Below are 24,887 nucleotides of genomic sequence, written 5' to 3'. Positions count from 1 at the left end.
TCGCGCGATGTCGGCAGTGTCTACTACTGGGGGGCTCGCCCATGGGCGGACGCTCACACCTTTCGAAAGGGTCGGACGGTCGAGAGTACATGGTAAAGGATCGGCAAAATGCCCTGTACGGGCGGACGGCTCGCGCCCCGCTCAGGGGTGTTCGGCGGTTCCGGGTGCGGTCAGAGTGACTTGACCCAGCGCCGCCAGTGGTCCTCGCGATGGTAGCCAGCCGCGCCCCACGCGTGATGGGCCCGTTCGTTGGATTCCAGCACCATGGCATCGACCCGGCGGCCGCCCAGGGCCATGAATCGTCGTTCCGCGGCTTCCAGCAGCGCGGTCGCGACGCCCTGCCGGCGGCAGGCGGGGTGCACGGCGAGCCGGTACGCGGAACATCGCCATCCGTCGAAGCCGGCTATGACGGTCCCGGCGATCCGGCCGTCGCGTTCCGCGAGGAGCAGGGCCTCGGGGTCCCGTGTGATCAGCCGGGCGACCCCGTCGTGGTCGTCGGTGATGCTGGTGCCCTCCGCTGCCTCGCGCCAGAACCGCAGCACGTCGTCGATGTCTGAGAGGGCCGCGCAGCGGATGTCGAGATCGGTCATGGCCAGAGCCAATCAGAGCGTCCGGGGGAAGGGCGAACTGTTTCGTCCCGGGCCCTGCCGGGTGCGCCGTCCCGCCCGCTCCTCTTGCGAGTGCTAGCGCGCACGCGCTAGCGTGATGGCGTGCCCAAGACTCAGCTGAACGTTCGAGTGGACGAGGCCACCGCCGAGGCGGCGCGACAGCGCGCCCTCCAGCGGGGGATGAGCGTGAACCGCTACATAGAGGAGCTCGTCAAACAGGATGCGGGCGAGGTGGGACACACCTTCGTCGAGGCCGCGGCCGACTTCATGAAGCAGTACGAGTCGGTGTTCGCCGATGAGTTCGGCCCGGAGCGCGAAGGCACCCGTTGAACCTGCAGATCGACCTCTCCTGGCTGCTCATGGTCGCCGAGCACAAGACGCCCGGTGATCCGCAGGTCGTCGACTGGGGTGCGCTCGTCGCCGCAGTCAGCCGGCACGAGGCGGAGATCTTCGGCAGCCCCGTCTACAGCGACCCGCACTCCCGGGCGGCCGCCCTGCTCCAGCTGCTCCTGCACGTGCCCGCGCTCGAGCACTCCAACGCCATGTTCGCCTCCGCCGTCGCCTACGGCTATCTCGTCGCCTCGGGGCTGAAGGTCATCACCTCTCCCGAGCAGGTGCGCGATCTCGCGCGGCTGGTGAAGGAGGGCAAGGCCGACGTCCGGACCATCGCCGAAGAGCTCCGCCGGTGGAGCCTGTGAACGGCGTTCCTCACCCTGCCTCCGCCGCGCGGTCCACCACCGCCGACCGGCGGGCCACGCCGAGCACACACGGCGAGCTCGGCAGCTGAACGCCTTTGTCCGGGATACGGAACCTGCGGCACATGCCCAGCTCGAAGCCGGCCTCCTCGATGGCCGCCACCGTGTCCCGCGCGGTGTGACAGCCCCCGAAGAGCAGTGGCCAGAGCGTGCGGTCCGCCGCCCGCTGTGCGGCCGCCAGCCCCCGGCCCGGGGCCAGGGTGTGCTCGAAGAAGCGCAGCTCACCGCCCGGCCTCAGCACCCGCTTGATCTCCGCCAGCGCCCGGGGCAGGTCCCGCACGGTGCACAGGACCAGTGAGGCCACCGCCGCGTCGAACGCCTCACTCTTGACCGGCAGCGCCTCGGCCGTGCCCGGCACCACGTCGACCGGCACCTCCGCGCGCAGCGCCGCACCGGCCGCCAGCTGCCGCAAGCCGCGCTCGGGTTCGATCGCGACGACTTCGGACACGGCTCCCGGGTAGTGCGCGAAGTTGAGCCCGTTGCCCGCGCCGATCTCGATGACACGACCGGAAAGACCCGCGAGAAGCTCGTCGCGACGGTCCGCCACACCCCCCTTGAGGTCGGCCGCCACGCTCATCCTGGCGTAGAAGCGGGCGAAGACCGGGTGGTGCACCGCGTCACGGGGGACAGGTGTGCTGCGTCGACGCATGATCGGGCCTCCTCGGAGGGCACGTGGATACCGCTCTCCTTCGATTCTCCCCCGTACGGCCCCCGCTCAGCCGCTCATACGGTGACCGCCGAGCTCCGGTGCCAGCCAACCCGCCGCCCGCGCCCGGAAGTCGGCCGGTTCGAGCGCCCCGGAGCCGGCCGGCACCGCGCCGAGCAGCGGGGCGCCCGCGCTGACCGGGAGGTCGTCGATGTTGCAGCGCGAGGCCAGGTCCGGATCGGCCGGCATGCTCCCCACCACCACTCCGGGACACGTGAGTCCTCGCGCCCGCAGCGCCTCCGTCGTCAGGGCGGTGGCGTTGAGCGTGCCCAGGCCCGCCGGTGCCACCACCAGCACGGGCGCCGCCATCAACCGCGCGGCGTCCGCGAGCGTGCCCCCCTGCTCGTCGTAGCGGACGAGCAGCCCGCCCGCGCCCTCGACCAGCACCAGGTCGTGCTCCGTCGCCAGCTTCTGGGCGGCCTCGGCGATCTCGTACGGGCGTACGGGGGTGAGGCCTGCCCGGCGTGCGGCTGTCTCCGGTGCCAACGGCTCCGGGAAACGGGCCAGTTCGACGGCCGTCACATGAGCTCCGGCCAGCCGTGCCACCTCGGCGGCGTCCCCCGGCTCGCCCGGTGCGAGACCCGTCTGGGCGGGCTTGAGGACCGCGATCCGGCGGTCCCGGTAAGCGGCCGCGACCGCCGCGGTCACGATCGTCTTGCCGATCTCGGTGCCCGTGCCGGTCACCACGAGAATCGTCATCTCAGCCCTCCCTCGCCGCCGCGCACACGGCCCGGCAGATCCTTGCCACATCGTCGTCACCGGTCACGTACGGCGGCATGGTGTACACGAGATCGCGGAACGGGCGCAGCCAGACGCCCTCGCGCACCGCGGCCCGTGTGGCGGCCTCCATGTCGACCTCGTGATCGAGCTGCACGACCCCGATCGCACCCAGCACCCGGACATCCCGTACGCCCGGCGTACCGGCGGCCTCCGCCAGCCCCTGGCGCAGTCCCGTGCCGATCCGCTTCACCTCCAGCTCCCAGTCCTGGCCCAGCAGGAGATCGACGGAGGCGCAGGCCACCGCCGAGGCGAGTGGATTGCCCATGAACGTCGGCCCGTGCGCGAGCACCGGCACATCCCCGCTCGAGATGCCCTCCGCCACCCGCGAGGTGCACAGCGTCGCAGCGAGCGTCAGGTAGCCCCCGGTCAGCGCCTTGCCGACACACATGACATCCGGGGAGACCCCGGCGTGCCCCGCGGCGAACAGCTGTCCGGTACGGCCGAACCCCGTCGCGATCTCGTCGAACACCAGAAGCACGTCATTCGCGTCGCACGCCTCGCGGAGCACCCGCAGATACGCGGGGGAGTGGAAGCGCATCCCGCCCGCCCCCTGCACCACGGGCTCCACGATCACCGCAGCCGTCTCGTCCGCGTGCGCGGCCACCAGCTCGCGCAGATGCCTCACGTAGGTGTCGTCGGGCTCGGCGTCGAAACCGTCCGGAGGGGCGTCCGCGAAGATCTGCCGGGGGAGGGACCCCGACCACAGCTCGTGCATCCCGCCCTCGGGATCGCACACCGACATCGGCTGCCAGGTGTCACCGTGATAGCCGCCGCGCCAGGTCAGCAGCCGTTGCTTGGCGGGCCGCCCCGCCGAACGCCAGTACTGCAGGCACATCTTCACCGCGACCTCTACGGAGACCGACCCCGAATCGGCGAGGAAGACGTGCTGCAGCGGCTCCGGAGTGATCTCCACCAGCCGGGTCGCCAGCCGGACGGCGGGCTCGTGCGTGAGCCCGCCGAACATCACATGACTCATCCGGTCCAGCTGGCCACGGGCGGCCTCGTTGAGCACCGGATGGTTGTAGCCGTGGACCGCGGACCACCAGGACGACATGCCGTCCACCAACTCGCGTCGGCCGTGTGCGGGTTCGGCGAGGCGGAGACGGACCCCGGACGCGGACTCCACGACGAGCGGCTCCTGCCGGCCGGGCATCGGGCCGTAGGGGTGCCAGACGTGGGCCCGGTCCAGGGCGCGGAGTTCGGCCGGGCGGAGCGGATCAGGCATTGGGCGCGAGGTCCGTCCCGGTACCGCGACGGCGGACCGTCACCAGATCCGTACGCGCCGCCAGGACCTCGGACGGCTCCGGAGCGGCCTGGGGAGTCTCGCCGCACGGAGCGCAGCCGCCTTCGTGCGAGCCGCAGCCGCCGCCCGTCGGGGCGCGGTGTCCGGGAAGCGTCGTGGTGTCCGCCCCCTCCACTTCGAATCCGGCGTCCGCGATCATGTCGAGGTCGGACTGGCCCGACTGGCCCTCTGTGGTCAGGTAGTCACCCAGGAAGATCGAGTTGACCAGGTTCAGTGCGAGCGGCTGCATCGACCGCAGATGGACCTCACGGCCGCCCGCGAGCCGCACCTCGACGTCCGGGCAGACGAACCGGACCATCGCCAGGATGCGCAGGCACCGCTGGGGAGTGAGGTGCCACTCCTTGGCGAGCGGGGTGCCCTCGATGGGGATCAGGAAGTTCACCGGCACCGAGTCGGGGTCCAGGTCACGCAGCGAGAACACGACGTCCACCAGATCGGCGTCGCTCTCACCCATCCCGGCGATCAGCCCCGAGCACGCCGAGAGGCCGGCGGCCTGGGCCTGCTGCACGGTGTCCACCCGGTCGGCGTACGTGTGGGTGGTCGTGATCTGCCCGTACGTCCCCTCCGAGGTGTTGAGGTTGTGGTTGTACGCGTCCGCGCCCGCCGACTTCAGCCGGTCGGCCTGGCCCTGCGAGAGCAGGCCGAGGCACGCACACACCTCGACGTCCTCGTGCTGCTCCTTGATCGCCTCGATGGTCTGCGACACCCGGTCGACGTCCCGGTCCGTCGGCCCCCGGCCGCTCGCCACCAGGCAGACCCGCTTCGCGCCGCCCGCCACCCCGGCGGCGGCGGCCTTCGTGGCCTCGTCCGGTTTCAGCCAGGTGTACTTGAGGATGCCCGCCTCGGAACCGAGCCGCTGCGAACAGTACGAGCAGTCCTCGGGGCAGAGCCCGGACTTCAGGTTCACCAGATAGTTGAGCTTCACGCGCCGCCCGAACCACTGACGGCGTACCTTTCCGGCCGCGGCCACCACGTCGAGCAGTTCGTCGTCGGACGTCGCCAGCACGGCGAGCGCTTCTTCACGGGTCGGCAGTTCGCGCCGCAGCCCCTTGTCCACCAGCGTATTCAGCAGGTCCATGGCCTTGATCCTGACGTACGGCACCGTGATCGGCCAAGGAGGAACCGGACAGTAGAGCCCGTCGACACTGTGTGTATTGCCACACCCTGGCCTGTTGCGCACCCGGTTAGGGTCTGTGAGCTGCCTACAAAAAGGGACCGCTCATGTCCTACGCCCCGTTCGACTGGATCGACGACGAGGCCCGGCGCCGTGCCGGCGCCGGACTCGTCCGGACGCTGCGCCCCCGGCCCGCCGACACGGAACTGATGGACCTCGCGAGCAACGACTACCTGGGTCTGAGCCGGCACCCCGAGGTCACCTCGGCAGCCGCCGAGGCGGCACGGACATGGGGCGGAGGTGCCACCGGCTCACGGCTCGTCACCGGATCCACCGCGCTGCACGCCGAACTCGAACGCGAACTCGCCGACTTCTGCGGATTCGAAGCCGCCCTGGTGTTCTCGTCCGGCTATGCGGCCAACCTCGCCGCCCTCACGGCGCTCACCGGACACGAGTCGCTGATCGTGTCCGACGCGGGCAACCACGCCTCGATCGTGGACGGCTGCCGGCTCGCCCGGGCCGCCACCGCCGTCGTGCCGCACGCTGACCCCGAGGCGGTGCGAAAGGCGCTCCACGACCACCCCGGACGGGCTCTGGCCGTGACCGACTCCGTCTTCTCGGTGGACGGGGACGCCGCTCCGCTGGCAGCACTCGCCGGGGTCTGCCGCGAAGCAGGCGCTGCCCTCCTCGTGGACGACGCGCACGGACTGGGTGTCCTGGGCGAGGGCGGGCGCGGCGCGCTCGCGGCCGCCGGACTGGCGGGCGGCGAGGGGGTCGTCGCCACGCTCACCCTCTCCAAGTCGCTCGGCAGCCAGGGAGGAGCGGTGCTCGGCCCCGCCCGGGTCATCCGCCACCTGGTCAACACGGCCCGTACGTTCATCTTCGACACCGGTCTCGCGCCGGCCGCCGTCGGCGCGGCCCTGGGCGCTCTGCGGCTGCTGCGCCGCGAACCCGGACGCGCGGCGAGGGCCGGCGCGGTCGCCGTCGAGCTGTACGGCCGGCTGACGGCGGCGGGGCTGACCGCCGTGCGCCCCGACGCCGCCGTCGTATCGGTCCGCGCGCCCTCGGCGGAGTCCGCGGTGCGGTGGGCGGCCGACTGCCGCGCGGCCGGCCTCGCGGTGGGATGCTTCCGGCCTCCGTCGGTGCCGGACGGGATCTCCCGGCTGAGGCTGACAGCCCGGGCGGACCTGACGCAGGAGCAGGTCGCGACAGCGGTGGGCACGGTCCTCTCCACCGCGCCGGGGCCCGTCAGCTGACCCGGCGGGAGTCCAGTCCGGCGACGAAGGACGTCCATGCCGTCGCGGAGAAGCGAAGCGGCGGCAGGGACGTGTCCTTGGAGTCCCGCACGGCGAGTTCTTCGTCGCCGGCCGGCGCGGTTTCCACGCAGTTGTTCATTCCGGTACTGCGGCTGCTGCGCCGCCACCTGGGTGCGGGCTGTGCGAGACGGTCGGACATCGTGGCCCCCTCGGGCAGTCTGAAGGTTCCGTCTGATCACCGCGGCCTAGTGCGGCGATGAGGTCCAGCGAACGCTCGGGCGACAGCGCGTGAGCCTGCATCGTGCGGAAGGCCGAGCTGTACGCCTCAAGGTCTTCTTTCCGCTCCAGATAGAGACTACTCGTCAAGTGGTCAAGAACGACCACGTCTAGATCAGAAGTGGTCGGAAATGAAAAAATAACGAACGAGCCTGTGAGGCCGATGTAGCTCCCGGCCTCGAACGGCAGTAACTGGAGCGTCACGTGCGGAAGTTGCGCGACCTGTGACAGATGGAGGAGCTGTTCCTCCATGACCCGGGGGCCGCCGACCACTCGCCGTAACACGGCTTCGTCGAGTACGGCGCTGAGCCGCAGCGGCCGGGACGCGTGGAGGACGCTCTGCCGGGCGAGTCTGACCTCCACCAGGGAATCGAGCTGTGCGGGCGGCAGTCCGTCCAGCGAGGAACGGGTCACCGCCCGCGCGTAGTCGGCGGTCTGCAGCAGGCCCGGCACCACGGAGGTCTCCAGCGTGCGGGCGGCGTCGGCCTGGGACTCCAGGCTGATGAAGTCGCGGTACTGGGGCGGGATGAGCCCGCGATAGGCGTGCCACCACCCGCTTCCGCCTCCGCCCGCCGAGCCGGCGAGCGTCTGGAGCAGGGAGCGTAGTTGCCGGTCGTCCACGCCGTAGGCGTCCAGCAGGCGGGTCACGTCACCGGGCGTCACGCCGCTCGCCCCCGTCTCGATCCGGCTCACCTTCGACTGGTGCCAGCCCAGCATTCCGGCGGCGTCCCGGCTCGTGAGTCCCGATGTGTGACGCAGGCTGCGCAGCTCCTCCCCGAGCTTGCGACGGCGTACCGCTGGGCCGTTTCGCATGGCGGTCTCCTCCCGTTGTGCGGAGAGCCGTCCCGGGCGGATCCGGCTCGGAAAGGGGCCAGTGTTACGCCCGTACACGGCTCAGGAGACGGAGTTCACCGTAATGAGGGACAGATATATGCATATCTTGGTGGATCGCCGTCATGGAGGCCGGCATCGGTGGCAGTCTGGCGCGAAGCACAATCCAGGCCGGCCACGGGCCGGTCAGGGCGGGAAAGGGACGGCGTCGCCATGGCAGACCATCAGGAAGCAACCGTCACTCTGCCGAGCGATCCGGCCTCGGTCTCCGCAGCCCGGAGACACGTGGCCCGGGTGCTCGCCGAATGGGGCCTGTCCGAGGACGGCGACACCGCTGACGCCATTCGGCTGATCGTCTCGGAACTGGCCACCAACGCCGTCCAGCACACCTTCGGGCAGTCACCCACCTTCACGGTGGACCTCCGTCTCGACCGGGACGTGGAGTTCTATCTGGGCGTGACGGACAGTCACCCCCGCTGGCCCCAGCGGCTGCCCGCCGCGGTCAGGCAGGACAACGGCCGCGGCATGGTGATCATCCGGGCCCTGACGAAGGAGCACGGCGGGCGGCTCAGCGTCAGTCCCACCCCGGACGGGGGCAAGACCGTGTCGATCGCCCTACCTTGGCCGGTTCCCGCCCAGGCCTGACGCCGTCGGGCAGCCCCCCCGGCGGCGCGGGCGGGGCGGCGGTGCGGGCCGAGCGGTGGTGCGGGCGGGCCGGTGGTGCGGGCCGAGCGGTCCGGGCCGTGTGGCGGGCCGTCCTCACACGGCGGAGGCCCGGCCGAAGCCGCTGCGCAACAGGGCCATCAGCGTCGTCGCGGCCGCGGTGTTCCGGTCCCCCCGGTGCACCACGGAGATCGTGCGCCGGAAGGCGGCGGGTTCCAGGCGCCGGACGGCGAGCGGCGCGGGGGACATAGCGGCCACCATCTCCGGCACCACCGCCACGCCGATCCCCGCGCTGACCAGGGCACACACCAGCGCGTAGCCGGGCGACTCGCACACCACGGCGGGGGTGGCCCCCGCCTCCGCCAGCGCACGCTCCACCCCGCGACGCGGCGGATGGTCGGGTGCGCTGCTGATCAGCGGGCGGCCCGCGAGTCCGGCCACGGGCAGCGGGCCGCTGCCCTCGGACAGCATCTGCCCGAGCGCGGTGACCAGCACCAGTTCCTCGACGAGCAGCGGCTCGGCGGACACCCCCGCCGGGAGCGGCTCGGCGGCGGCGGGTTCGTACGCGTGGGTCAGCGCCAGGTCCACGTCACCGGCCGCCACGGCGGCGACGCCGGCGGGCGGCTCGTAGTCCGTGACGGCAAGTTCCACGTCGGGGTGGGCGCGCCGGAACGCGGTGAGTACCGGCGGCAGCAGATGGATCCCGGCCGTCACGAACGTGCCGACCCGCAGCCGGCCGCCCGACAGCCCTGCCAGTCCGGCCAGCTCGTGCCGCGCCTGGTCCATCTCGTCGAGGATGCGTCTGGCCCGTCCTGCCAGCAGCTCACCGGCGGCCGTCAGCCGTGCCCCTCGGTGGCGACGGACGAGGAGTGCGGCTCCGGTCTCCTTCTCCAGCTTGGCCAGCTGCTGCGAAAGGGCGGGCGCGGTGTACCCCAGCCGCGCCGCTGCACGCGTGATCGATCCGGCCTCGGAAACCGCCACCAGCGCGGCCAGCCGTGTCGGGTCGTACATTAAGCGTTCCTTTTGGCAGACCCAGAAGATTGCAAGTACATGCTAAGGGCTGCGATCGGTCAGGGTGGACCCATGGACGCACAACTGCTTGCCTTCGTCGCCGTGGCCGCGGGAATGGTGGCCCTTCCCGGCGCCGACTTCACCGTGGTCGTACGCAACGCGCTCACATCCCGGCGGTCCGGGCTCGCCACCGCCATGGGGGTCGCCGGAGGGCTGGTGGTGCACACCGCGCTGGCCGCGGCCGGACTCGCCGCCGTGCTCGTGACGATGCCCGCCCTGTTCCGCACCGTTCAGCTGCTCGGCGGCGCGTACGTGCTCTACCTCGGGCTGAGCGGCCTGTACGCGATGCGCCGGCGGGCCACCGCCGGCACCGCTGCCGAGGAGGAGAGCGGGGGCAGGACGCAGTCGGGGGCCGGAAGGTCACTGCGCCAGGGCTTCCTCACCAACGCCCTCAATCCGAAGGCGCCCGTGCTCTTCCTCAGCCTGCTGCCCCAGTTCGTCCCCGAGGGGCAGCCACCGCTGCCCAGGACACTGCTGCTGGCCTCGGTGGTCGTCCTGCTCGCGCTCGTCTGGTTCCCGGCCGTCGCCCTGCTGGTGGACCGCATGGGCCGGTGGCTGCGCCGGCCGCGTGCCACCCGGGTGATCGAGGGGGGCAGCGGCACGGCGCTCACCGCGTTGGGACTCGTACTGGTGACGGGCCCCCTGCTGCACTGAACGGCGAAGGGAGGGACCTCAGCGGACCCTCCCGTACAGAACGTTGCCGGACCAGATCTTCTCCAGCCGGACCACGGCACCGGTCTTCGGCGAATGCCAGATCTTCCCGCTGCCGGCGTAGATGCCGACGTGGTACACGCTGCGGCCCGCGTGGAAGAAGACCAGGTCGCCGCGTTTCCGCTGCGACCTGGAGATATGGCGGGTCTTGTTGTACTGCTGCTGAGCCGTGCGGGGCAGTTTCTTGCCGGCCTTCTTGAACGAGTAGAGCGTGAGCCCTGAGCAGTCGAACCTGTGGGGGCCCGTGGCGCCCCATCTGTAGGGCGCGCCCTTCTTCGAGGCCGCGATCTTGAGTGCGGTCGCCGAGTGGGCGGCGGCCTCGGCGTCGTTCACGAGGCCAGGGGCCATCATGGTGGTGCCTACGGCGAATGTCAGAACCGAGGCCGTACCGACCCGGGCGAACAGAGACGGGACATGAACCTGCGCAGTCATGCGCAACCCTTCGTCAGCCGCCTGTGAAGGATGACCTGTCGGGTTCGGGCTGGCGAAGTTGCCCGGCCGCGCGAAGCGGCTTCACCCCGAGGGCCGTCCGGAACTTCGGTCGGCCCGTTGTGCTCGGGTCCTCCACTCCTGCCGATCCACTCCTGTCGACCAGGCATCCGGACGGCGGCAGGACTCGGCGTCCGCCCGGACCGCCCCGCCGCGGTGGCGGGGGCTTGTCGTCCCAGGGATCTTTACGCACACGCCGCCGGATTTCCTCGCTGAAGTGGCGATATGTGAGAGTCGTCACGACTGATCCGATCGGGTGGACGCGGCCGGCCCGGAGTCGGGGCGACCGCGCCGGACCAGGCGCGCACCAGCGGCGGAACAACGAATTCCGTTCAGTGTCCGCGCCTGTCGCGCAAGTTGGGCTGTCCCTCGGGCGGGGGACCTCCTACGCCGATCGAGCGAGGAAAACTCGTCAGGTCGCCGGGCGTGTCGAAAAGAGGCGCCGAAAGGCGGGTGCGGCAGCCGAGTCGGGCGCCGCGGCTCTCAACTCGACGACGCGGGAGGCACGGCGACCCGTCCGGCGCGACGCTCGCCGTCCAGCAGCCGCAGTGCCCTGGCGAGAGTGTCCGCGTGGATCTGTGACTCGCCCCGCTCGTGCATCAACACGAGTGCGTCGCGGAGGGCGGTGGCCCGGGACGCGAGGGCCTGAGCCGCCCGGAGCGCCCCGTACGTGTCGCTGCCGCGGGCGGGGTTGATGCGGCCGAGCTGGTCGAGCACCTCCAGGTAGCAGTCGATGTACTCGGCCTCGGCGCGGGTCAGGGCGGGCAGCGGCGGGAACTGGGGTGAGAGCATCGGGCGTTCACCTCGCGGGATGCGGCGGCTGGGACGGTGTGCGGTTCTCCACGACGTGGTCCACCAGTCCGAACGCCAGGGCGGCCGGGGCGTCGAGGATGGTGTCCCGTTCGATGTCTGCGCTGATCTCCCGTGTGGAACGCCCTGTGTGACGGGCCAGCATGGCCGTGAGCATCTCGCGCTCACGCTCCAACTCGCGGGCCTGGATCTCGAGATCGGAGGGCTGGCCCTGCACCGGCTCTTCCAGGGCGGGTTGCTGAATGACTACCCGGGCGCCAGGCAGGGCATGTCGGCGTCCGGGCGCGCCGGCCGCGAGCAGCACCGCGGCGCTCGAACCCGCCTGGCCGAGGCAGAAGGTCTCCACCTCGCAGGCCAGGAAGTGCATGGTGTCGTAGATCGCGGTCATGGCGTTGAAGGAGCCGCCGGGCGAGTTGATGTAGAGGGACAGGGGCCGGTCGGGGTCCGCGTGCTCCAGATACATGAACTGCGCGATCAGGTCGGTCGCCGCGGTGTCGTCGACCGGCGTGCCGAGAAAGACGATCCGCTCGGACAGCAGCTTCGAGTACGGATCCATGCTCCGGGAGCCGTAGGCGGTGCGCTCGGTGAACTCGGGCAGGACGTAGCGGGCGGCGGGACGGAACATGGCGATGCCTCTCCTCGGACCACAGCGAATCGCAGTACGTAAAAAATGTACAGGACGTACAGGAGGTTAAGATGGGGCTATGGCCTACGAGATTCCGGTGACGCAAGCCCGGGCGGAGCTCGCCGAACTGATCAACCGCGTCGTCTACGGGGGTGAACGGGTCGTGGTGACGCGGCACGGAAAGCCCCTGGTGGCCCTGGTTTCGGCCGCTGACCTGCAACGACTCGAGAGCGGTGAGGCTGCGGCGCAGGAGGTGGCGGCCGAGGAGCAGGTGATCAGTTCGGTCTCCTCGTTCCGCTCCGTGTCGTCTGCTGAAGGCGAACAGCACCGATTCGGGCTCGCGGCGGAGTACCGCGGCCACGAGGACCGGGACCGCTGACGCCGTCCGCGGAACCCCGCGCCCCTGTCTGCCGCCGAACCGCGAAAAGCCGAGCCCTCGCCTGTCCTGGCGGGGGCTCGGCTCATCCGGAGGCGTCCGTCAGTCCGTGAGGACCGGTTCCCGGCGCCGGCCGGGGAGTTCGGCGGGGCTGCCCGCTTCCGGCTCCCGACGGCCGCCGAACAGCACGGCCGCAAGGCCGAGTACGGCCCAGACCGTCAGGGTCAGCGCGGCCCCGCCCGCCGCGGCGCCGTCGAAGAAGGCCACCGACCTCAGCAGTGAGCCACCCGCGCCCGGCGGGAGCCACTGGCCGATCGCGCCGACAGGTTCGGGGAGCATTTCAGGCGCGCTCGTGACGCCCGAGAAGGAGTTGCCGAGCAGCACCATCAGCAGCGCGCCCACGCCGATGCCCTTCGAGCCGAGCAGTGCCGCGAGCCCTCCGACGCCGGAGGCGATGGCCAGCACGGTGAGCCCGACGACGCCGGCTTCCGTCCACCAGTCACCTGTCACCACGCCCAGCCAGCTGTGGGCGACGGCCGTGGCGGCGATGCCCACCAGTCCCGCCGCGCCGACCAGGGTCACGGCCGCCCTGGCGCCGCGCAGTCTCATGACGGTCACCATCGCCCCCGCGGCGACACCGGCGAGTGCCAGCGGGAGGATACTCGCGCCGAGCGCCGCGCCGCGTGGATCCGTCGCGGGTGCGGCGACGACATCCGTGACCGGTACGGCTGTCCCCGACGGAGCCGCCCCCTTGGCCGCCTCGGTCAGCAGCTGGGAGACGACGGGGCTCGCCGCCGAGGCGGTGAGCAGCCGTGGGCCCTCCTCGGTGACGACGACGGCGCCGTATACGACCCGGTCCTCGATCGCGTCGCGGGCCGCTGCCTCGTCGTCGTAACGGTGGATCTCGAAGGCTCCCGCACGCTGTTCGAACTGCCTCTGCAGCTGGTCGGCCGCCGGTGCGGCGCCCGCGACGCCCACGGGCAGGTCACGCGGGGCCATCCGGGCGGCGGGCCAGGAGAACGCCCAGAGGCTGAGTGTCACGATCAGCGGGACGAGGAGGATGACCGCGACCGCGCGGCGGTTCGGCGCAGCAGGCATGACGACTGCCTCAATTCAAAGAGAAGGATCGTTCGTTTTAAGTACCGCCACTGTCTCCCCGGCCCGGATGCTTGTCAAGAAGGAACGTTCGTTTTAAGTTGGGGTCATGGCACGTGTATCCCAGGAGCACCTCGACGCCCGCCGCCGGCAGATCCTCGCCGGCGCCGCGCGCTGCTTCGCCCGCAACGGCTTCCACGGCACCTCCATGCAGGACGTGCTGAAGGAGGCCGGACTGTCGGCCGGAGCCGTCTACCGCTACTTCGCGGGCAAGGAGGACCTGATCGCGGCCATCGCCGACGAAGCGTTCCGCTCCATCCGGAGCGCCTTCGAGGAGGCTGCGGAGCTCACACCGCCCCCCATGCCCGACGTGCTGCTCGGCAGGGTGCTGCGCGGGGTCTTCGAGGAGCAGATGTACGGGATGGAGCGCCGCGCGTGCGCCGCGCTCATCGTCCAGGTGTGGGCCGAGACGCTGCGCAACGACCAGTTGGCGCGGACGCTCGGGGACGGCTACGCCGGCATGCGCGCGGCCTGGTCGAAGCTGGTGGACGCGTACCGCGCGGCCGGCATCATGCACTCCGACGTACCGGCCGACGACGTCGCCCGCACCATGATCGCAACCGCTCAGGGGTTCATGGCGCAGGAGGCCCTGTTCGGGGGAGTCGACCCCGCCGTCCTGGAGAACGGGTTGCGGGGGCTGATGTCCATGGACCAGTCAAAGATCAGTTAACGCGACGGAAAAACTTCCGCCCTAACGTGCAATACCTGGTCGCGGAATCCTCTTCATCGTTCAACAGAGTGTTGAAGGCGGGATAGGGTCCCGCTGCGTCCGGGGCAGGTACCGGGCGGGAGACGAAGAGGGTGGAAGCGTGCAACTGACTCCGCACGAACAGGAACGCCTGCTCATTCACGTGGCGGCCGATGTCGCCGAGAAGCGCAGGGCGCGCGGACTGCGCTTGAATCACCCCGAGGCGATCGCGCTGATCACGTCGCACCTCCTGGAAGGCGCCCGCGACGGCCGGACCGTGGCCGAACTGATGGCCTCCGGCAGGAAGGTCCTCACCCGCGACGACGTCATGGACGGCATCCCCGAGATGATCCACGACGTCCAGGTGGAGGCCACCTTCCCGGACGGCACCAAGCTCGTCACCGTCCACGAACCGATCGTCTGACGGGGGACCGACCCATGATTCCCGGAGAGATCCTGTTCGCGGAGGGGCGGATCGCGCTCAACGAGGGGCGCCCCGCCACCCGTCTCACCGTCCTCAACGCCGCTGACCGGCCCGTCCAGGTCGGCTCTCACTACCACTTCGCCGAGGCCAACCCCGGCCTGGACTTCGACCGCCGCGCCGCCCACGGGCTGCGGCTGAACATCGCCGCCGGAACCGCTGTGCGCTTCGAGCCCGGCATCCCCGTCGATGTCGAACTCGTTCCGCTCGCAGGTCTGCGCATCGTCCCCGGACTGCGCGGCGACACCGGAGGTTCCCTCGATGCCTGAGCTCAGCCGCCCCGTGTACGCCGACCTGTTCGGGCCCACCACCGGCGACCGCATCCGGCTCGCCGACACCGATCTCGTCGTCGAGATCGAGGAAGACCGCTCCGGCGGCCCCGGACGGGCCGGTGACGAGGCGGTGTTCGGCGGTGGCAAGGTGATCCGCGAATCCATGGGGCAGGCGCGGACCACCCGCGCCGAAGGAGCACCCGACACCGTCATCACCGGCGCCGTCATCATCGACCACTGGGGAATCGTCAAGGCCGACATCGGCATCCGTGACGGCCGGATCACCGGGATCGGGAAGGCAGGCAACCCGGACACGATGGACGGCGTCCACCCCGAGCTGGTCATCGGCCCCGAGACCGAGATCATCGCGGGCAACGGCAAGTTCGTCACCGCCGGTGCCATCGACGCGCATGTCCACTTCATCTCGCCGACCCTCGTCGACCAGGCTCTCTCCTCCGGGATCACCACCCTCGTCGGCGGAGGCACGGGCCCGGCCGAGGGGACCAAGGCCACGACGATCACCCCGGGCCCCTGGCACCTTGCCCGGATGTTCGAGGCACTCGAGGCCTACCCGGTCAACATCGGTCTGCTCGGCAAGGGCAACACGATGTCCCGGGAGGCCATGCACTCCCAACTCCGTGCGGGTGCGCTGGGGTTCAAGATCCATGAGGACTGGGGAGCGACCCCCGCCGTCATCGACGCCTGCCTGAGCGTGTGCGAGGAGACCGGCGCCCAGCTCGCCATCCACACGGACACGCTCAACGAGGCCGGGTTCGTCGCCGACACGCTGGCCGCCATCGCGGGGCGCTCCATCCACGCGTACCACACCGAAGGCGCGGGCGGCGGGCACGCTCCCGACATCATCAGCGTGGTCTCGGAGCCCTACGTCCTGCCCAGCTCCACCAACCCGACCCGGCCGCACACCGTCAACACCATCGAGGAACACCTCGACATGCTGATGGTCTGCCACCACCTCAACCCCACGGTGCCGGAGGACCTCGCCTTCGCCGAGTCCCGGATCCGGCCCTCGACCATCGCGGCCGAGGACATCCTCCACGACCTCGGAGCCATCTCGATCATCTCCTCGGACTCCCAGGCGATGGGCCGCATCGGCGAGGTGATCCTGCGCACCTGGCAGACCGCCCATGTGATGAAGCGGCGGCGCGGAGCCCTGCCGGGGGACGGTCACGCCGACAACCACCGGGCACGTCGCTATGTCGCCAAATACACGATCAATCCCGCGGTGGCGCAGGGACTGGACCGGGAGATCGGGTCCGTCGAGACCGGAAAGCTCGCCGATCTCGTGCTGTGGGACCCGGTGTTCTTCGGCGTCAAACCGCAGACCGTCATCAAGGGGGGCCAGATCGCCTACGCGCAGATGGGCGATGCCAACGCGTCGATCCCCACCCCGCAGCCGGTCATGCCGCGCCCGATGTTCGGCGCCGTGGGCCGCGCACCCTCTGCCAACTCCCTCAACTTCGTCTCCTCGGCCGCCGTCGAGGCCGGGCTGCCGGAACGTCTGGGGCTCGGCAAGGAGTTCGTGCCGATCACCAGCACCCGAGGCGTCACCAAGGCGGACATGCGGGAGAACGACGCCCTGCCCCGGGTCCAGGTCGACCCCGACAGCTTCGCCGTCACCATCGACGGGGATCCGGTCGAACCCGCCCCCGCCGCGGAGCTCCCCATGGCCCAGCGTTACTTCCTCTTCTGAGGGCGGGACAGCACTTCATGACAACGCGCGCAGCCCTGCTCGTGCTCGCGGACGGCCGGTTCCCCGCAGGTGGGCACGCCCACTCCGGCGGAGCCGAGCCGGCCGTCAAGGCGGGACGCATCCGGAACGCGGAGGACCTGGCGGACTTCTGCCTGGGCCGGCTTCACACCACCGGGCTCACCTCCGCCGCCCTGGCCGCCGCGGCCGCCCACGGCCTGGACCCGCTCGCCCTCGACGAGGCCGCCGACGCCCGGACGCCCTCGCCGGCACTCAGGAACGTCGCCCGCAAGCTCGGCCGGCAGCTGATGAGAGCGGCGCGAGCCACCTGGCCGAGCGCCGAACTGGCCGCGCTCGCCGAGGCCCGGCCGCGCGGCGCCCACCAGCCCGTCGTCCTCGGACTCACGGCGCGGGCAGCCGGCCTCGACCCCGCCGACGCCGCACACTGCGCCGCCTACGAAGCGGTCAGCGGCCCGGCCACGGCGGTGGTCCGTCTGCTGTCCCTGGACCCCTTCGAGGCCACCGCGGTCCTCGCCCGGCTCGCGCCCGACCTCGACCGGGTCGCCGAGCAGGCCGCCGACGCGGCCCTGCACGGCATCGACGCCCTGCCCGCCGCCTCCGCCCCGCTGCTCGACATCACCGCCGAGGCCCACGCGGCCTGGCCCGTCCGCCTGTTCGCGTCCTGAACACCGCGAACCTCAGCTCACCGTCATCACCAGGAGCCGCACCCATGCACCTCGACCACGCGCACAACGGCCCGGCCGCCGTCAGCGCCGATTCCACCCGCCCCGACGGCACCCGCCGCGCGCTTCGGATCGGCCTGGGAGGACCGGTCGGATCGGGCAAGACGGCCACCGTCGCCGCCCTCTGCCGCGCACTGCGCGACCGGATCTCCATCGCGGTCGTCACCAACGACATCTACACCCGCGAGGACGCCACCTTCCTGCTTCGCAACGCGGTGCTGCCGCCCGAGCGCATCCAGGCCGTCGAGACCGGCGCCTGCCCGCACACCGCGATCCGCGACGACATCTCGGCCAACCTCGAGGCGGTCGAGGATCTGGAGGCCTCCGTGGGCCCCCTCGACCTCATCCTCGTCGAGTCGGGCGGCGACAACCTCACCGCGACCTTCTCCAAGGGCCTCGTCGACGCGCAGGTGTTCGTGATCGACGTCGCGGGCGGCGACGACATCCCCCGCAAGGGCGGTCCCGGTGTCACCACCGCCGACCTGCTCGTCATCAACAAGACCGACCTCGCCCCCTACGTCGGCTCCGACCTGGGCAGGATGGCCCGCGACGCCGCGGAGCAGCGCGGTGACCTCCCCGTGGTGTTCACCTCCCTGACCGGCACCGACGGTGTCGGTCCCGTCGCCGACTGGGTGCGGGCCCGGCTCGCGGACTGGACCGCATGAGCGTCACGGCAACAGCCCGGATCACGGCGTGCGCCGACGGACGCGGATCCACCGTTCTGCCGGTCCTCGAGAGCGAGGGCCCGCTCGCCCTGCGCCGGACCAGATCCCCGGATCCCACGCACACACGGGTCACCGTCGTCGGCGCGATGAGCGCGCCCCTCGGCGGGGACCGGCTCACGATCGAGACGAGGGCCGAGGACGGCGCCCGGGTGACCGTGGACTCCGCCGCGGCCACCGTGGCGCTCCCCGGGGCCGGCCGGGACGCCCGCCCGGCCTCGTACGACGTGCGGCTGAGTGTGGGGGAGGGGGCCGAACTCCACTGGCTCCCCGAACAGATCGTCTCCGCCCACGGCAGCGATCTCGGCATGACCACCCGGGCCGAACTCGCCGGCAGCGCCCGCCTGGTGCTCCGAGAGGAACAGATCCTGGGCAGACACGGTGAACCCACCGGACGCCTCTCGACGCGTCTGACCGTGCGTCGAGCCGGCCGCCCGCTGCTCGACCAGCAACTGTCCTACGGCCCCGGAGCGCCAGGAGGCTGGGACGGCGCGGCCGTCCTGGGCGGTCACCGCGCCGTCGGGCAGCTGCTCGTCGTCGATCCCGCCTTCGACGACGGCCTTCCCGCACCGCGGCTGCTCGGCCCCACCGCGGCGCTCACCCCACTGGCCGGGCCCGCCGTCCTGGTGACCGCGCTCGCCGCTGACGCACGGCTGCTGCGCGCGGTGCTGGACGAGGCGCTCGAGGGTCTGCTGAAGGAGGCAAAGGCCCTTCGGGAGCCGTGAGTTCGCTCAGCGGGACAGAGGGCACCGGTTATTGGTTCGGTAAAGAAACATGCGTACGCCCTGTTCTCAGCAACCTCACAGACGACAGGATCCTCCTGGACATGTGAACCAGCGCGCCGCGACCGGCGGCGCATCACGCAGGGGGAGGTTCCACTTGAGACGCACAGCGGTGCTCGGTTCGGCCGGCACTCTGATCGCGGGCACGCTCATAGCGGGGGCGATAGCCGCACCGGCCGCCGGTGCCGACAGCAGCCGGCACCACGGCGGCCAGGAGGCGCGCGGTGTCCAGATCGCGGCGGCCCGGGCCGCGAAGGCCGGAATCGACTGGGCGGACTGTCCGGCCGACTGGGCGATCGCCGCACCCATCCAGTGCGGCTGGGTGAGCGTCCCGCTCGACTACGCCAAGCCGGACGGCAAGCAGATCAAGCTCGCCGTCGACCGGCACGTCAGCACGGGCACGAAGGACGAACGCCAGGGCGCGCTCGTCTACAACCCCGGAGGCCCCGGCGGCTCGGGCATGGCGTTCCCGAAGCGCATCGTCACCAAGAACCCGCTCTGGACGAAGACCGCGAAGGCGTACGACTTCGTCGGCTTCGACCCGCGCGGCGTCGGCCACTCCGCGCCGATCTCCTGCATCGATCCCCAGGAGTTCGTGAAGGCCCCGAAGGCCGATCCGGTGCCGGACAGCGAGGCCGACAAGCGGGCCCAGCGCAAGCTGGCCGCCGAGTACGCCGACGGCTGCGCCGAGCGCAGCGGCGACATGCTGCCGCACATGACGACGCCCAACACCGCACGCGACCTGGATGTCATCCGCGCCGCGCTCGGTGAGCGGAAGCTCAACTTCCTGGGTGTCTCCTACGGCACCTACCTGGGCGCGGTCTACGGCACGCTCTTCCCGTCGCACGTACGCCGCATGGTCGTCGACAGCGTGGTCAACCCGGCGAAGGACAACATCTGGTACGAGGCCAACCTCAACCAGGACATCGCCTTCCAGACCCGCTGGAACGACTGGAAGGCATGGGTCGCCGAGAACGACGCTGCCTACCACATCGGTGACACGCCCGAGAAGGTCGAGCAGGCGTGGCTGACCCTGCGCGCCGCGGCCAAGAAGAACCCGATCGGCGGCGTCCTCGGCCCCGCCGAACTCATCGGTTTCTTCCAGGGCGCCCCGTACTACGACTCCGCCTGGGCGCCCACCGCCCAGGTCTGGAGCGACTACCTGGGCGGCGACACCCAGGCGCTGATCGACGCCGCGGCACCCGACCTGTCGGACACCGCCGGCAACATCAGCTCGGAGAACAGCAACGCCGTGTACACGGCGGTCGAGTGCGCGGACGCCAAGTGGCCCACCAGCTGGAAGAAGTGGGACCGCGACAACACCCGGCTGCACAAGGACCACCCGTTCATGACCTGGGCCAACGCCTGGATGAACCTGCCGTGTGCGACCTGGCCGTCCAAGCAGCAGACTCCGCTGGACGTCCGCACCGGCAAGGGCCTGCCTCCGGTACTGATCGTGCAGTCCACCCGCGACGCCGCCACCCCGTACGAGGGCGCCGTCGAGCTGCACAAGCGCTTCAAGGGCTCCCGTCTCATCACCGAGAAGGGCGCCGGTTCGCACGGTGTCACGGGCCTGGTCAACCCCTGCGTCAACGAGCGGGTGGACACCTACCTGCTCACGGGGAAGACCGACCGGCGCGATGTGACGTGCACCCCGCACGCCACACCGACTCCGTGATCACCACCTGACGTGAGCGGGCGGCCGATGTCATCCGGCGGCCGCCCGCTCACCCCCCTCGGGCCGGTGCGGTGCCGCTCATGCCCCCCGGTCGTACCGCTCCAGCCAGGCGTCCTCCGCCGCGTAGTCGAAGAGCGCCTCGCCGTAGTTGCGGGCCATCTTCGGAAAGGCCTGCTTCCAGTCGCGTCCGTCGAGCTCTGCGACCAGCCATTCGACGGTCTGCGGCAGCGACTCGGCATACCCCGTGACCGGCCGGTAGCCCAGCTCCCGTTCGGCAGCGGCCATGTCGTACACGACGGGATGCGCACCACTCCACGGCGTCTCCCCGATACCGCCCTCGGGCGCCGCACCCGCCACCAGTACCGTCTCGGTCTCCACACCGAGCACTTCGTCGACGGCCGCGCCGATCTCGGCGACGGTCGGTGCCTCCGGGTCCGCCGCGTTGAGCACCCGGGAAGCCGGGCGCGCAGCGGCGAGGCGTATCAGCTCGGCGATGTTGGACACATGGGCCGGATGGAAGCGGCTCGCCCCGTCGTACGCGAGGACCCTCCGCCGGCGCCCGTCCACCAGCCGCTTGACGAAATACAGCTCACGCGGCGTCCGGCAGTGCGTCCCGTGGATCGCGCCCGCCCGGAGCAGCGTCACCGGCAACGCGTCACCGGCCGCGAGCAGCTCCCGCTCCAGCGCGATCTTCCGCGTCCCGTACGTCGCGTCCCCCGGGGCGACCGTGCGCTGGGTCTCCGGGACCGGCACGGGATACTCCGGGAAGCCGTCCGGCTCGCCCTGTGTGTCGAAACCGCGGCCCCGGTCGTCCTCGTACACCGCGCCGCTGGATATCACGACCGCGGACCCGACCCGGCCCGCGAGCCCGGCGAGCTGCGTGGCGTGGTCCCGGCCGAAGGCGACCATGTCGACCAGGACGTCACAGCCGTCGCCCAGCGCCCCCTCCAGCGCCCCCTCCTTCTCGCGGTCCACCGCGACGGCGCGGACCCCCTCGTCCCAGCCGATGTCCCGGCCGCCTCCGCGTGAGGCCGCGATCACCTCCCAGCCGTCCTCGGCCAGAGCCCGCACCGCGGGACGGCCGATCTGTCCCGTGGCTCCCAGCACGAACGCTCGTCCTCTGCTCATGCGGGAAACGCTACGGCGGCCTCAGCGGCCGGACCAGCAAAATCGGCCCTCAGCAGATTCCCCGCTCAGCGTGGCCGACGTGGGAACTTCTTGGTCTCCTCGGCCTGCGCCGCCTTCGCCTTGACCGCGTACTCGTCGACGTACTCCTGACCGGAGAGGCCGAGAATGGCGTACATGATCTCGTCCGTGACGGCCCGGATCGCCGCCTTCTGGTCCTCCAGGCCGGCGTAGCGGGAGAAGTCCAGCGGCTCCCCGAACCGGATCGTGACCCGCTTGATGCTGGGCACCTTCTGGCCGGGCGGCTGGATCTCGAACGTGCCGACCATCGCACAGGGGATGACCGGTACACCCGCCCTGATCGCCATCACCGCGACCCCGACCTTGCCCTTGTACAGCCGCCCGTCGTGCGAGCGGGTGCCCTCCGGGTAGATGCCGAGCAGTTCCCCCTTGCTGAGCACCCCCAGCCCCTCGCGGATGGCCGCCTGCCCGGCCTCCTTGCCGGACCGGTCCACGGGGATCTGCCCGATGCTGTGGAAGAACGCCGCGGTCAGCTTGCCCTTGATGCCGGGGCCGGTGAAGTACTCGGCCTTCGCGAGGAACGTGATGCGGCGCCGGAGGATGGCGGGCATCAGGAAGTGGTCGGAGAAGGAGAGGTGGTTGCCCGCGACGATGGCCGCGCCGTCGTCGGGAATGTGTTCCAGCCCCTCGATGCGGGGCCGGAACACCAGCCGGAGCAGTGGTCCCAGCACGACATACTTCAGGACGTAATAGAACACAGCTTCTCTCCTAGCCTTCCGGACCGGGCTGTTGGCCGCGTTCTGCCAGGTCACGCATGATGTTGTCACTCGTGTGGCCGACTCGTCGGCGCGGCTGACGGCGGACCGGCCTCTTCCGACTGGTACCCGCTTCTCGCCGCCTCACCTGACGCCTCATCAGTCGATGGTGCGTACGGATCCGTCGCTTCTCTCCGGCGGAGATCGTAGCCCCGTTCAGGGCGCTTCCGGGAAGTCCCGCGGAACGGGGGCGGACAGGCACCCGCCTCTTCCCCGGCGTCGTGACGTGGCGGGAGCCCGCGGAAGGGCCCTCCGAACCTGTCGGAGGACCCTCCCGGACGTGCCCCTCGCTGCTCTCGTGCCAGGTCAGTCCCGGTGGATGTCCGCACCCGGGCCGAGAGGCAGGTCGAAGCCGCAGAAGACACCCAGCGCGATCCGTACGGGTTCAGCGGCGTGATCATCTGGGTCGCAGGCCCGCCCGCGCCGGCGGTGGGATGCGTGGCAGCGGGCCGGCCGCTCTTCTCCTCAGGTGTCGCGGGTGGCGAGCATCCCCAGAGTGGCGAGCCCGAGGACCACCCAGCCGAACCAGAGCCAGCCGTTGCTCCCCAGTGCCACCGTGTACGCCGACACCGCGACCAGCGCGCCGACCGTGAGCACTCCCATGGTTTTCGTGGATCCAGGCATGAGCGCACGCTCCTCACCCGGCCGCACGGCCGGTGAAGCCATGGTCACCCCTCGGGGGCACCCACCGCTACTGGCCGCGCGCCTGCAATGACGCGAGATAGGCGTTGTACGCCTTCAGTTCCTGGTCGCCGTCCCGGTCGGCGGCACGGTCGGAGCGCTTGGCCGTCCGCTGCTCGGAGCGGTACCACTGGAAGACCAGCGCGATCAGCACCAGCACGGACGGGATCTCGCTGAAGGCCCAGGCGATCCCGCCGGCCGCGGACTGGTCGCCCAGGGCGTCGATACCGAGCGAGGCCGGAGGGTTCTCGTACGCCTTCACCATCGGCTGGCTCGCCATCATCAGCGCGATCCCGAAGAACGCGTGGAACGGCATGCCCGCGAAGAGCTCCAGCATCCGCATCACGTAACCGGGCCGGTGCGGGCCGGGGTCGATGCCCATGATCGGCCAGAAGAACACCAGGCCGACCGCCAGGAAGTGCACCATCATCGCGATGTGGCCCGTCTTCGACCCCATGAGGAAGTCGAACAGCGGAGTGAAGTAGAGCCCGTACAGGCTTGCGATGAAGAGCGGGATCGTGAAGACCGGATGCGTGATGATCTTCATGTAGCGGCTGTGGAGCAGCTTGAGCAGCAGCTCGCGAGGTCCTGTGCGGTCCCGCCCGGCCACGGGCAGTGCCCGCAGCGCCAGCGTCACCGGGGCGCCCAGCAGCATCAGGATCGGCGACACCATGCTGATCACCATGTGCTGCACCATGTGCACGCTGAACATGACCATGCCGTAGTCGTTCAGTCCCGTACACATCACCAGGGCGATGGACAGCACACCGATGACGAAGAACACGATCCGGTTCACCGGCCAGCCGTCGCCCCGGGCGCGCAGCCGCGCGACCCCGTAGCCGTACAGGGCGAGGGCGGCGACGCAGCCGACCAGGAAGAACGGGTCCGCGGAGAACTCGAGCCCGCGTCCCAGCGTGAACGGCGGCAGATCCATGTTCATGCCGTGCCCGCCGTGATCCATCTGTTCACTCCCGCTGGGGACGTCCCCGTTTCGTGCCGGTTGTCCGGTCCAGACTAGAACCGCCCCCGGCCGCGGGTGCGGCCGGGGGCGGTTCATCGGGTGTCGTGACGGTCAGAGCACGACCTGCGCCTCGGCGTAGCGCTCGGCAGGGACCGTCTTCAGGGTCTCCACCGCGGCCGCCAGGGGGACCATCGTGATGTCCGTGCCGCGCAGCGCCGTCATCATGCCGAACTCGCCGCGGTGAGCGGCCTCCACCGCGTGCCAGCCGAAGCGGGTGGCCAGGACGCGGTCGTACGCGGTCGGGGTGCCACCGCGCTGCACATGGCCGAGGATCACCGGGCGGGCCTCCTTGCCGAGGCGCTGCTCCAGCTCGCCGGAGAGCTGCGTCGCCACGCCGGCGAAGCGCTCATGGCCGTAGATGTCCTTCTTGCCCTGGTTGAACTCCATGGAGCCCTCCCGCGGCTTCGCACCCTCCGCGACGACGACGATCGCGAACTTCTTGCCGTCCGAGAAGCGCTTGCCGACCAGTGCGGTCAGCTCGTCGATGTCGAAGGGCCGCTCGGGTACGACGATGGCGTGCGCGCCGGCCGCCATGCCCGAGTGCAGCGCGATCCAGCCGGTGTGGCGGCCCATGACCTCGACGATCAGCACCCGCTGGTGCGACTCCGCCGTGGTCTTCAG

31 protein-coding genes and 1 riboswitch are annotated in these 24,887 nt (G+C 70.8%); of the genes, 14 read left to right on the top strand and 17 right to left on the bottom strand.

The genetic code is table 11. The features are described 5' to 3' along the window. Nucleotides 1-170: 170 nt before the first annotated feature. The gene (locus ACIP63_RS18185; protein WP_401516677.1) at nt 171-590 is read right to left on the bottom strand and encodes a GNAT family N-acetyltransferase; all 420 of its coding nucleotides are present in this window, start codon (nt 588-590) and stop codon (nt 171-173) included. A gap of 120 nt (nt 591-710) precedes the next feature. On the opposite strand from ACIP63_RS18185, the gene ACIP63_RS18180 reads away from it, so the two are divergent. Beyond that, nucleotides 711-938, top strand: coding sequence for an antitoxin (locus tag ACIP63_RS18180; RefSeq protein ID WP_073718784.1), 228 nt, complete (start codon nt 711-713; stop codon nt 936-938). Continuing rightward, nucleotides 935-1,306, top strand: coding sequence for a fic family toxin-antitoxin system, toxin component (locus ACIP63_RS18175; protein WP_362927781.1), 372 nt, complete (start codon nt 935-937; stop codon nt 1,304-1,306). Before ACIP63_RS18180 ends, ACIP63_RS18175 begins: the two co-directional genes overlap by 4 nt. Before the next feature lie 10 nt (nt 1,307-1,316). Here the strand turns inward: ACIP63_RS18175 and ACIP63_RS18170 are convergent, their stop codons facing one another. The 4 genes from ACIP63_RS18170 to bioB all read right to left on the bottom strand — a co-directional run bounded on the left by ACIP63_RS18170 (nt 1,317) and on the right by bioB (nt 5,230). Next, on the bottom strand, nt 1,317-2,012 hold the full coding sequence (locus ACIP63_RS18170; RefSeq protein ID WP_401516675.1) for a class I SAM-dependent methyltransferase: 696 nt from the start codon (nt 2,010-2,012) through the stop codon (nt 1,317-1,319). A gap of 66 nt (nt 2,013-2,078) precedes the next feature. Further along, a complete protein-coding gene (gene bioD, locus ACIP63_RS18165) occupies nt 2,079-2,768 on the bottom strand; it encodes a dethiobiotin synthase (RefSeq protein WP_401516674.1) in 690 nt (229 codons plus the stop codon). Nucleotide 2,769: 1 nt separating this feature from the next. Beyond that, entirely contained in the window at nt 2,770-4,074 is a 1,305-nt protein-coding gene (locus ACIP63_RS18160) for an adenosylmethionine--8-amino-7-oxononanoate transaminase (RefSeq protein ID WP_401516672.1), read from the bottom strand. Next, complete coding sequence (bioB, locus tag ACIP63_RS18155) at nt 4,067-5,230, bottom strand: biotin synthase BioB (RefSeq protein ID WP_401516670.1); 1,164 nt, start codon at nt 5,228-5,230, stop codon at nt 4,067-4,069. Before bioB ends, ACIP63_RS18160 begins: the two co-directional genes overlap by 8 nt. A 143-nt stretch (nt 5,231-5,373) precedes the next feature. Here bioB and ACIP63_RS18150 point away from each other — a divergent pair, with 143 nt between their 5' ends. Next, nucleotides 5,374-6,522, top strand: coding sequence for an 8-amino-7-oxononanoate synthase (locus ACIP63_RS18150; protein ID WP_401516669.1), 1,149 nt, complete (start codon nt 5,374-5,376; stop codon nt 6,520-6,522). Here ACIP63_RS18150 and ACIP63_RS18145 read toward each other — a convergent pair. Both ACIP63_RS18145 and ACIP63_RS18140 read right to left on the bottom strand, forming a co-directional pair. After that, a complete protein-coding gene (locus ACIP63_RS18145) occupies nt 6,515-6,721 on the bottom strand; it encodes a DUF397 domain-containing protein (RefSeq protein WP_401516668.1) in 207 nt (68 codons plus the stop codon). The genes ACIP63_RS18150 and ACIP63_RS18145 overlap by 8 nt on opposite strands. Then, nucleotides 6,658-7,611: a helix-turn-helix domain-containing protein gene (locus tag ACIP63_RS18140; RefSeq protein ID WP_401516666.1), complete on the bottom strand. Its 954-nt coding sequence runs from the start codon at nt 7,609-7,611 to the stop codon at nt 6,658-6,660. Before ACIP63_RS18140 ends, ACIP63_RS18145 begins: the two co-directional genes overlap by 64 nt. Nucleotides 7,612-7,842: 231 nt before the next feature. On the opposite strand from ACIP63_RS18140, the gene ACIP63_RS18135 reads away from it, so the two are divergent. Then, on the top strand, nt 7,843-8,274 hold the full coding sequence (locus ACIP63_RS18135; RefSeq protein WP_401516664.1) for an ATP-binding protein: 432 nt from the start codon (nt 7,843-7,845) through the stop codon (nt 8,272-8,274). 114 nt (nt 8,275-8,388) lie between these two features. Here the strand turns inward: ACIP63_RS18135 and ACIP63_RS18130 are convergent, their stop codons facing one another. After that, nucleotides 8,389-9,303 carry a LysR family transcriptional regulator gene (locus ACIP63_RS18130; RefSeq protein ID WP_401516662.1) on the bottom strand — a complete coding sequence of 305 codons (915 nt, stop codon included), beginning with the start codon at nt 9,301-9,303 and terminating at the stop codon, nt 8,389-8,391. Between the two features lie 72 nt (nt 9,304-9,375). Here ACIP63_RS18130 and ACIP63_RS18125 point away from each other — a divergent pair, with 72 nt between their 5' ends. Next, entirely contained in the window at nt 9,376-10,017 is a 642-nt protein-coding gene (locus ACIP63_RS18125) for a LysE family translocator (protein ID WP_401516660.1), read from the top strand. Nucleotides 10,018-10,035: 18 nt separating this feature from the next. Here ACIP63_RS18125 and ACIP63_RS18120 read toward each other — a convergent pair whose 3' ends face one another. The 3 genes from ACIP63_RS18120 to ACIP63_RS18110 form a co-directional block, all read right to left on the bottom strand. Beyond that, a complete protein-coding gene (locus tag ACIP63_RS18120; protein WP_401516658.1) occupies nt 10,036-10,506 on the bottom strand; it encodes a C40 family peptidase in 471 nt (156 codons plus the stop codon). A 3-nt stretch (nt 10,507-10,509) separates the two neighbouring features. Next, a riboswitch (cyclic di-AMP (ydaO/yuaA leader) is annotated at nt 10,510-10,706 on the bottom strand. Between the two features lie 340 nt (nt 10,707-11,046). Next, nucleotides 11,047-11,355 carry a hypothetical protein gene (locus ACIP63_RS18115; protein ID WP_401516656.1) on the bottom strand — a complete coding sequence of 103 codons (309 nt, stop codon included), beginning with the start codon at nt 11,353-11,355 and terminating at the stop codon, nt 11,047-11,049. Nucleotides 11,356-11,362: 7 nt separating this feature from the next. Further along, nucleotides 11,363-11,998 (bottom strand): ATP-dependent Clp protease proteolytic subunit, encoded by a 636-nt coding sequence (locus ACIP63_RS18110; protein ID WP_401516654.1) that lies wholly within the window; start codon nt 11,996-11,998, stop codon nt 11,363-11,365. Nucleotides 11,999-12,077: 79 nt separating this feature from the next. On the opposite strand from ACIP63_RS18110, the gene ACIP63_RS18105 reads away from it, so the two are divergent. After that, complete coding sequence (locus tag ACIP63_RS18105) at nt 12,078-12,377, top strand: type II toxin-antitoxin system Phd/YefM family antitoxin (RefSeq protein ID WP_401516652.1); 300 nt, start codon at nt 12,078-12,080, stop codon at nt 12,375-12,377. A gap of 99 nt (nt 12,378-12,476) precedes the next feature. On the opposite strand, the gene ACIP63_RS18100 is transcribed toward ACIP63_RS18105, so the two are convergent. Beyond that, nucleotides 12,477-13,472, bottom strand: a complete 996-nt coding sequence (locus ACIP63_RS18100; protein WP_401516650.1) for an ABC transporter permease — start codon at nt 13,470-13,472, stop codon at nt 12,477-12,479. 106 nt (nt 13,473-13,578) lie between these two features. Here ACIP63_RS18100 and ACIP63_RS18095 point away from each other — a divergent pair, with 106 nt between their 5' ends. From ACIP63_RS18095 to ACIP63_RS18060, 8 genes are all read left to right on the top strand, one after another. Beyond that, on the top strand, nt 13,579-14,199 hold the full coding sequence (locus ACIP63_RS18095; protein WP_401516648.1) for a TetR/AcrR family transcriptional regulator: 621 nt from the start codon (nt 13,579-13,581) through the stop codon (nt 14,197-14,199). A 139-nt stretch (nt 14,200-14,338) separates the two neighbouring features. Continuing rightward, complete coding sequence (locus ACIP63_RS18090) at nt 14,339-14,641, top strand: urease subunit gamma (protein WP_104790628.1); 303 nt, start codon at nt 14,339-14,341, stop codon at nt 14,639-14,641. Nucleotides 14,642-14,655: 14 nt separating this feature from the next. Further along, nucleotides 14,656-14,967, top strand: coding sequence for an urease subunit beta (locus tag ACIP63_RS18085; RefSeq protein WP_393756989.1), 312 nt, complete (start codon nt 14,656-14,658; stop codon nt 14,965-14,967). Next, a complete protein-coding gene (locus tag ACIP63_RS18080; protein WP_401516647.1) occupies nt 14,960-16,681 on the top strand; it encodes an urease subunit alpha in 1,722 nt (573 codons plus the stop codon). The genes ACIP63_RS18085 and ACIP63_RS18080 overlap by 8 nt, the downstream gene beginning before the upstream one ends. Before the next feature lie 17 nt (nt 16,682-16,698). Further along, nucleotides 16,699-17,364: an urease accessory protein UreF gene (locus ACIP63_RS18075; RefSeq protein ID WP_401516645.1), complete on the top strand. Its 666-nt coding sequence runs from the start codon at nt 16,699-16,701 to the stop codon at nt 17,362-17,364. A gap of 44 nt (nt 17,365-17,408) precedes the next feature. Then, nucleotides 17,409-18,086 (top strand): urease accessory protein UreG, encoded by a 678-nt coding sequence (ureG, locus tag ACIP63_RS18070; protein ID WP_401516643.1) that lies wholly within the window; start codon nt 17,409-17,411, stop codon nt 18,084-18,086. Next, complete coding sequence (locus ACIP63_RS18065) at nt 18,083-18,868, top strand: urease accessory protein UreD (RefSeq protein ID WP_401516642.1); 786 nt, start codon at nt 18,083-18,085, stop codon at nt 18,866-18,868. The genes ureG and ACIP63_RS18065 overlap by 4 nt, the downstream gene beginning before the upstream one ends. Before the next feature lie 154 nt (nt 18,869-19,022). Continuing rightward, a complete protein-coding gene (locus ACIP63_RS18060; protein ID WP_401516640.1) occupies nt 19,023-20,603 on the top strand; it encodes an alpha/beta hydrolase in 1,581 nt (526 codons plus the stop codon). A 78-nt stretch (nt 20,604-20,681) separates the two neighbouring features. Here the strand turns inward: ACIP63_RS18060 and ACIP63_RS18055 are convergent, their stop codons facing one another. From ACIP63_RS18055 to ACIP63_RS18035, 5 genes are all read right to left on the bottom strand, one after another. Further along, nucleotides 20,682-21,710, bottom strand: coding sequence for an NAD-dependent epimerase/dehydratase family protein (locus ACIP63_RS18055; RefSeq protein WP_401516942.1), 1,029 nt, complete (start codon nt 21,708-21,710; stop codon nt 20,682-20,684). Nucleotides 21,711-21,796: 86 nt separating this feature from the next. Further along, entirely contained in the window at nt 21,797-22,507 is a 711-nt protein-coding gene (locus ACIP63_RS18050) for a lysophospholipid acyltransferase family protein (protein WP_393756975.1), read from the bottom strand. 522 nt (nt 22,508-23,029) lie between these two features. Then, complete coding sequence (locus ACIP63_RS18045) at nt 23,030-23,188, bottom strand: hypothetical protein (protein WP_401516638.1); 159 nt, start codon at nt 23,186-23,188, stop codon at nt 23,030-23,032. Nucleotides 23,189-23,255: 67 nt separating this feature from the next. Next, entirely contained in the window at nt 23,256-24,206 is a 951-nt protein-coding gene (locus ACIP63_RS18040; RefSeq protein WP_401516636.1) for a cytochrome c oxidase assembly protein, read from the bottom strand. 111 nt (nt 24,207-24,317) lie between these two features. Then, nucleotides 24,318-24,887: 6-phosphofructokinase (locus tag ACIP63_RS18035; RefSeq protein ID WP_401516635.1), on the bottom strand; the 570-nt coding region annotated here is incomplete at its 5' end.

The sequence above is a fragment of the Streptomyces sp. NPDC088746 genome (genome assembly GCF_044751065.1).
GTDB lineage: Bacteria > Actinomycetota > Actinomycetes > Streptomycetales > Streptomycetaceae > Streptomyces.
This window is presented reverse-complemented; position numbering and strand designations above follow the sequence as displayed.

Bases quoted from the DNA above. Each gene is read 5' to 3' on its own strand.
- ACIP63_RS18185 (WP_401516677.1), bottom strand. From the start codon at position 590: ATGACCGATCTCGACATCCGCTGCGCGGCCCTCTCAGACATCGACGAC.
- ACIP63_RS18170 (WP_401516675.1), bottom strand. From the start codon at position 2,012: ATGCGTCGACGCAGCACACCTGTCCCCCGTGACGCGGTGCACCACCCG.
- bioD (WP_401516674.1), bottom strand. From the start codon at position 2,768: ATGACGATTCTCGTGGTGACCGGCACGGGCACCGAGATCGGCAAGACG.
- ACIP63_RS18160 (WP_401516672.1), bottom strand. From the start codon at position 4,074: ATGCCTGATCCGCTCCGCCCGGCCGAACTCCGCGCCCTGGACCGGGCC.
- bioB (WP_401516670.1), bottom strand. From the start codon at position 5,230: ATGGACCTGCTGAATACGCTGGTGGACAAGGGGCTGCGGCGCGAACTG.
- ACIP63_RS18150 (WP_401516669.1), top strand. From the start codon at position 5,374: ATGTCCTACGCCCCGTTCGACTGGATCGACGACGAGGCCCGGCGCCGT.
- ACIP63_RS18145 (WP_401516668.1), bottom strand. From the start codon at position 6,721: ATGTCCGACCGTCTCGCACAGCCCGCACCCAGGTGGCGGCGCAGCAGC.
- ACIP63_RS18140 (WP_401516666.1), bottom strand. From the start codon at position 7,611: ATGCGAAACGGCCCAGCGGTACGCCGTCGCAAGCTCGGGGAGGAGCTG.
- ACIP63_RS18135 (WP_401516664.1), top strand. From the start codon at position 7,843: ATGGCAGACCATCAGGAAGCAACCGTCACTCTGCCGAGCGATCCGGCC.
- ACIP63_RS18130 (WP_401516662.1), bottom strand. From the start codon at position 9,303: ATGTACGACCCGACACGGCTGGCCGCGCTGGTGGCGGTTTCCGAGGCC.
- ACIP63_RS18125 (WP_401516660.1), top strand. From the start codon at position 9,376: ATGGACGCACAACTGCTTGCCTTCGTCGCCGTGGCCGCGGGAATGGTG.
- ACIP63_RS18120 (WP_401516658.1), bottom strand. From the start codon at position 10,506: ATGACTGCGCAGGTTCATGTCCCGTCTCTGTTCGCCCGGGTCGGTACG.
- ACIP63_RS18115 (WP_401516656.1), bottom strand. From the start codon at position 11,355: ATGCTCTCACCCCAGTTCCCGCCGCTGCCCGCCCTGACCCGCGCCGAG.
- ACIP63_RS18110 (WP_401516654.1), bottom strand. From the start codon at position 11,998: ATGTTCCGTCCCGCCGCCCGCTACGTCCTGCCCGAGTTCACCGAGCGC.
- ACIP63_RS18105 (WP_401516652.1), top strand. From the start codon at position 12,078: ATGGCCTACGAGATTCCGGTGACGCAAGCCCGGGCGGAGCTCGCCGAA.
- ACIP63_RS18100 (WP_401516650.1), bottom strand. From the start codon at position 13,472: ATGCCTGCTGCGCCGAACCGCCGCGCGGTCGCGGTCATCCTCCTCGTC.
- ACIP63_RS18095 (WP_401516648.1), top strand. From the start codon at position 13,579: ATGGCACGTGTATCCCAGGAGCACCTCGACGCCCGCCGCCGGCAGATC.
- ACIP63_RS18085 (WP_393756989.1), top strand. From the start codon at position 14,656: ATGATTCCCGGAGAGATCCTGTTCGCGGAGGGGCGGATCGCGCTCAAC.
- ACIP63_RS18080 (WP_401516647.1), top strand. From the start codon at position 14,960: ATGCCTGAGCTCAGCCGCCCCGTGTACGCCGACCTGTTCGGGCCCACC.
- ACIP63_RS18075 (WP_401516645.1), top strand. From the start codon at position 16,699: ATGACAACGCGCGCAGCCCTGCTCGTGCTCGCGGACGGCCGGTTCCCC.
- ureG (WP_401516643.1), top strand. From the start codon at position 17,409: ATGCACCTCGACCACGCGCACAACGGCCCGGCCGCCGTCAGCGCCGAT.
- ACIP63_RS18065 (WP_401516642.1), top strand. From the start codon at position 18,083: ATGAGCGTCACGGCAACAGCCCGGATCACGGCGTGCGCCGACGGACGC.
- ACIP63_RS18045 (WP_401516638.1), bottom strand. From the start codon at position 23,188: ATGCCTGGATCCACGAAAACCATGGGAGTGCTCACGGTCGGCGCGCTG.
- ACIP63_RS18040 (WP_401516636.1), bottom strand. From the start codon at position 24,206: ATGGATCACGGCGGGCACGGCATGAACATGGATCTGCCGCCGTTCACG.